General features: G+C 72.6%; 3 protein-coding genes, 2 pseudogenes and 1 riboswitch. Of the genes and pseudogenes, 3 read left to right on the forward strand and 2 right to left on the reverse strand.

The annotated features are described in order from the left end of the window. Positions 1 to 1,049 (reverse strand): annotated as a pseudogene (locus tag DEIPI_RS34895) (translocation/assembly module TamB domain-containing protein); the annotation flags it as partial. Positions 1,050 to 1,191: 142 nt separating this feature from the next. Between DEIPI_RS34895 and DEIPI_RS0126340 the strand changes: the two are divergent. The 3 genes from DEIPI_RS0126340 to DEIPI_RS34900 all read left to right on the forward strand — a co-directional run bounded on the left by DEIPI_RS0126340 (position 1,192) and on the right by DEIPI_RS34900 (position 4,076). After that, positions 1,192 to 1,455 carry an acylphosphatase gene (locus DEIPI_RS0126340; protein ID WP_027483755.1) on the forward strand — a complete coding sequence of 88 codons (264 nt, stop codon included), beginning with the start codon at positions 1,192 to 1,194 and terminating at the stop codon, positions 1,453 to 1,455. Between the two features lie 52 nt (positions 1,456 to 1,507). Then, a riboswitch (SAM riboswitch) is annotated at positions 1,508 to 1,633 on the forward strand. A 155-nt stretch (positions 1,634 to 1,788) separates the two neighbouring features. Then, positions 1,789 to 3,117, forward strand: a complete 1,329-nt coding sequence (locus DEIPI_RS0126345; protein WP_027483756.1) for an O-acetylhomoserine aminocarboxypropyltransferase/cysteine synthase family protein — start codon at positions 1,789 to 1,791, stop codon at positions 3,115 to 3,117. Then, positions 3,114 to 4,076, forward strand: a complete 963-nt coding sequence (locus DEIPI_RS34900; RefSeq protein WP_045235273.1) for a homoserine O-acetyltransferase family protein — start codon at positions 3,114 to 3,116, stop codon at positions 4,074 to 4,076. Before DEIPI_RS0126345 ends, DEIPI_RS34900 begins: the two co-directional genes overlap by 4 nt. 52 nt (positions 4,077 to 4,128) lie before the next feature. Here the strand turns inward: DEIPI_RS34900 and DEIPI_RS40705 are convergent. Beyond that, positions 4,129 to 4,238: pseudogene (locus DEIPI_RS40705) on the reverse strand (bifunctional 5,10-methylenetetrahydrofolate dehydrogenase/5,10-methenyltetrahydrofolate cyclohydrolase); the annotation flags it as partial.

The following is a 4,238-nucleotide window of genomic DNA, read 5'->3' on the forward strand; positions in this document are numbered from 1 at the left end:
GCGCCCAGCGTGACGCGCGAACGCCGCGCCGCGAGGGTGTAGCGCGCCGCGAGGTCACGGAAGGTCACGCCCGCTACCTCGCCCGCGCCCCCGGCGCTCAGGTTCACCGTGGGGTCGTCCCAGCCCCCGGCGGTCGCGCGCAGGGTCAGCGCGCCCGTCCCGGTCGTCCCGAGGGCCCGCGCGAGGCCCGCCACGGTCGGCGCGGCCTCGGCCGTCACGTCCCAGCGGCGCGCGGCCGTGTCCACCCGCGCGTTCGCCGTGACGGGACCGTTCCAGGCGCGACCCCTCAAGTCGATGTCGAACTTCTCGCCCCGGTGGCGGACGGTTCCCGTCACGTCACGCGCCTCCACGAAGGACGCGCCCGGCACGACCACCCGGCCGCCCGTGAGGTTCAGGTCGCCGCGCAGGTCGCCTGCCTCGAAGGTGTAGCGGCCCGTGAACTTCCCGCCCCGCACGCCGTTCCAGAAGGCGTTCAGGACCGTCGCGTCGACCTCCACGTCCGCCGAGCCGCCCACCTGATCCCCTCTCGGGGCGTACCGGACGGCGGCCTTCGCGCCCCCGAAGGGCGTGCGGGCCTGCACGTTCAGCGTCCCGTCCGCGCCGGTGGCGCTCACCACGGCGTTCGGGAGGCGGTAGCCGCGGTTGTTGAGATTCACCCGCACGTTCCGCAGGTCGAGGTCCTCGGGCAGCACCCGCCACGTCGCGCTGGACTTCCCGCCGAAGATCTCCCTCGTGTCGAGGTCGATCTCGGCGCCGTCGAGCTTGCCGGAGAGGCGCAGCGTCCTCCCCGGGAAGTCCACACCCCGCACCCGCAGGCGCACGTCGTCCGCCTCGGCGTTCACGCCCGGGCCCTTCAGGAGCGCGCCGCCCAGGTGGGGGCTCCAGATGGGCCCGCCGATGCGGTCCGCGCGGATGGAGTACCCGCCCGGCAGGTTGCCCAGGAAGGGCCGCGCCAGGACAGGCCACGCGAAGATCACGAGGAGCGCCAGAACGATCAGCACGGCGACGAGGGAGACGAGCACGACGAGCGGCCAGCGGGCACGGGTCACGAAGGCATTGTATGGACCGCCACGTGAGTTTCAAAACGAGTTCATCGCGTTCGTGCGTACGCTTCACGAACACGCAAGAAGCGGGCCGCCCCCTCAAGCGCGGGTGAAGCCTCTCGCGCGCCGCGCCCGCTACACTTCCCCTATGCGACTGAGCGCCCTCGTTTCCGGCCGCGTGCAGGGCGTCGGCTACCGCCGATTCGTCCAGCGCCACGCCCGCGACCTCGCCCTCTCCGGCTACGCCGAGAACCTCGGAGACGGCCGCGTGGAGGTCGTCGCCGAGGGCGCGCGCGGCGACCTCGACCGCCTCCTGCACTGGCTGCGCCGCGGCCCGCCCCACGCGGAGGTCACGACCGTGGAGGTCCAGTACGCCGAGGACACCGGGCTGCGCGACTTCCACGTCTATTGACTCCTCACCCCGCCTCCCGCTACGCTTCTCTTGTTCCGCGACGCGGAACTCACCTTTATCCAGAGCGCGACAGGGATCTGGCCCAGTGAACCGCGCAGCAACCGGCCCTCATCACGGCACGGTGCTCCATCCAGCCCGCTCCACGCCGACGATGGCGCAAAAGCGGGAACGATAAGGGAAGGGTTCCGGCACGCGAGTCGCCCCTTCTCTCCGGAGAGGGGGCTTTCGCCTTCGGGCGTCCCCCGCACACCCCAGCCCGCCTCCCAGGGGAGGCGCACCCGGGCGCTCAGGCGCCCAGCGTTCCGCCGTTCGGTGGACCGCGCGGAGGACCCCATGACCACCCGACCCCACCGCTTCGAGACGCTGCAGGTCCACGCCGGCCAGAGCCCCGATCCCCACACGGGCTCGCGCGCCGTCCCGATCTACCAGACGACCAGCTACACCTTCCGCGACGCCGCGCACGCCGCGAACCTGTTCGGCCTGCGCGAGTTCGGCAACATCTACTCCCGCATCCAGAACCCCACCAACGCCGTCCTGGAGGACCGCATCGCCGCCCTCGAAGGGGGCACCGCGGCGCTCGCCGTCGCGTCCGGGCACGCCGCCCTGCTCGTCGCGGTCCTCACCCTCGCGCAGGCCGGGGACAACCTCGTGAGCAGCCCGAACCTGTACGGCGGCACGTACAACCTGTTCAAGGTGACCCTCCCACGGCTCGGCATCGAGGTGCGTTTCACGAGTCCCGAGGAACGCCCCGAGGAGTTCGCCGCGCTGGTCGACGACCGCACCCGCGCGCTGTACGTCGAGTCGCTCGGCAACCCCGCCCTGAACATCCCGGACTTCGACGCGATCGGCGCCGTCGCACGTGACCTCGGCGTGGCCTTCGTCGTGGACAACACCTTCGGGCAGGGCGGCTACCTGCTGCGTCCCTTCGAGCACGGCGCGAACGTCGTCACGCACAGCGCCAGCAAGTGGATCGGCGGGCACGGCGCCGCCATCGGCGGCCTCCTGGTGGACGGCGGGAACTTCGACTGGGGGAACGGCCGCTACCCGCTGTTCACCGAGCCGAGCCCGGGCTACCACGGGCTGAACTTCTGGGAGACCTTCGGGGAGGGCAATCCGCTCGGCCTGCCGAACGTGGCGTTCGCGATCCGCGCGCGGGTGGAGAACCTGCGCGACCTGGGACCCACGCTGAGCCCGCACCACGCGAGCCTGTTCATCCAGGGACTGGAGACGCTGTCGCTGCGCGCCGAGCGGCACGTGCAGAACACGCACCGGCTGGCCGAGTGGCTGGAGTCCCGGCCGGAGGTGACGCGCGTCACGCACCCGGACCTGCCGTCGCACCCGCATTTCGAGCGGGCCCGGAAGTACTTCCCGCACGGCGCGGGGAGCATCCTGACCTTCGAGCTCGCCGGGGGCCGCGAGGCGGGCGAGGCGTTCGTGAACAAGGTGCGGCTGGCGTCCCTGCTGGCGAACGTCGGCGACACGAAGACGCTGGTGATCCACCCGGCGAGCACCACGCACAGCCAGCTCGGTGAGGCGGAGCAGCGCGCGGCGGGCGTGACGCCGGGGCTGGTGCGGGTGTCGGTGGGGCTGGAGCACGTCGACGACATCGTCGCCGACTTCGAACAGGCCCTCGCGGCCGTCCCCGAGGTCGTACCCGCATGACCGCCACGCTCCCCCGTCAGGCGGTGGAGACGGTCGTGCTGCACCGCGACCGGCCGCTGATCCTCGACTGCGGCGCGCAGGTGCGGAACGTGCGGGTCGCCTACCGCACCTGGGGTCGCCTCGCGCCGGACGGCTCGAACGCCGTGCTGGTCTGTCACGCCCTCACGGGCGACGCGAACGCGAACGTCTGGTGGGAACCCGTCTTCGGAGAGGGCCTCGCCATCGACCCCGCCCGGCACTTCGTGGTGTGCGCAAACGTGATCGGGGGCTGCGCGGGCTCCAGCACCGCCGCGCAGCTCGGCGGGCATCCCCTCACCATCCACGACATGAGCCGCGTGCAGGCGTCGCTGCTCGACCATCTCGGCGTGGACCGCGTGGCCGTCGTGGGCGGCAGCATGGGCGGCATGGTGGCCCTGTCGTTCCTGACGCGCTTCCCGCACCGCGTCCGGCGCGCCGCGGTGATCGGCGCTCCGGCGCGGCAGTCGGCGTGGGCGACGGGCTGGAACATCGCGGCGCGCGCCGCCGTCGCCGTGGACCCCGAACGCGGTCTGGAGGTCGCGCGGATGTTCGCGATGCTGAGCTACCGCAGTCACCAGAGCCTGGAGCTCACGCAGAGCGGCGAGAGCCCCACCCAGCCCGGCGAGCGGGCCGTCACGACGTACCTGCGCTACCAGGGCGCGAAGCTGCGCCGCCGCTTCACGCCCGAGTCCTACGTGACCCTCACGACCGCGATGGACGCCTTCGACGTCCCGGACGACGTGCTCGCCGCCACCCACGTGCCGACCCTCGTGGTGGGCATCAGCAGCGACGAACTCTACCCGGCCGCCGAGGTGCGCCAGCTCGCCGGGAAGCTCGGGAACGCCGAGTACTGGGAGCTCGTGAGCCCGCACGGGCACGACGCGTTCCTCGCGGACGCGGACGCGCTCGAAGCCCGCCTGCGCGCCTGGCTGGACGCGTAGGACGAACGAGGAGGAGGGCCGCCGGACGTCCGGCGGCCCTCCCTCGCTTCGGCTACAGCCCGGCGGTCCGTTCGAGCACCCGCGCGAGGTTCGAGAACATCAGCGCGGACGTCAGCGGGCCCACCCCGCCCGGCACGGGCGTCACGGCGCGCACGGCGTCCG

Origin of the sequence: Deinococcus pimensis DSM 21231 (assembly GCF_000519345.1) — a bacterium.
GTDB lineage: Bacteria > Deinococcota > Deinococci > Deinococcales > Deinococcaceae > Deinococcus_A > Deinococcus_A pimensis.

What these genes read in the sequence shown, in the direction of transcription:
- DEIPI_RS0126340 (WP_027483755.1), top strand. Translation starts at nt 1,192, where the DNA reads ATGCGACTGAGCGCCCTCGTTTCCGGCCGCGTGCAGGGCGTCGGCTAC.
- DEIPI_RS0126345 (WP_027483756.1), top strand. Translation starts at nt 1,789, where the DNA reads ATGACCACCCGACCCCACCGCTTCGAGACGCTGCAGGTCCACGCCGGC.
- DEIPI_RS34900 (WP_045235273.1), top strand. Translation starts at nt 3,114, where the DNA reads ATGACCGCCACGCTCCCCCGTCAGGCGGTGGAGACGGTCGTGCTGCAC.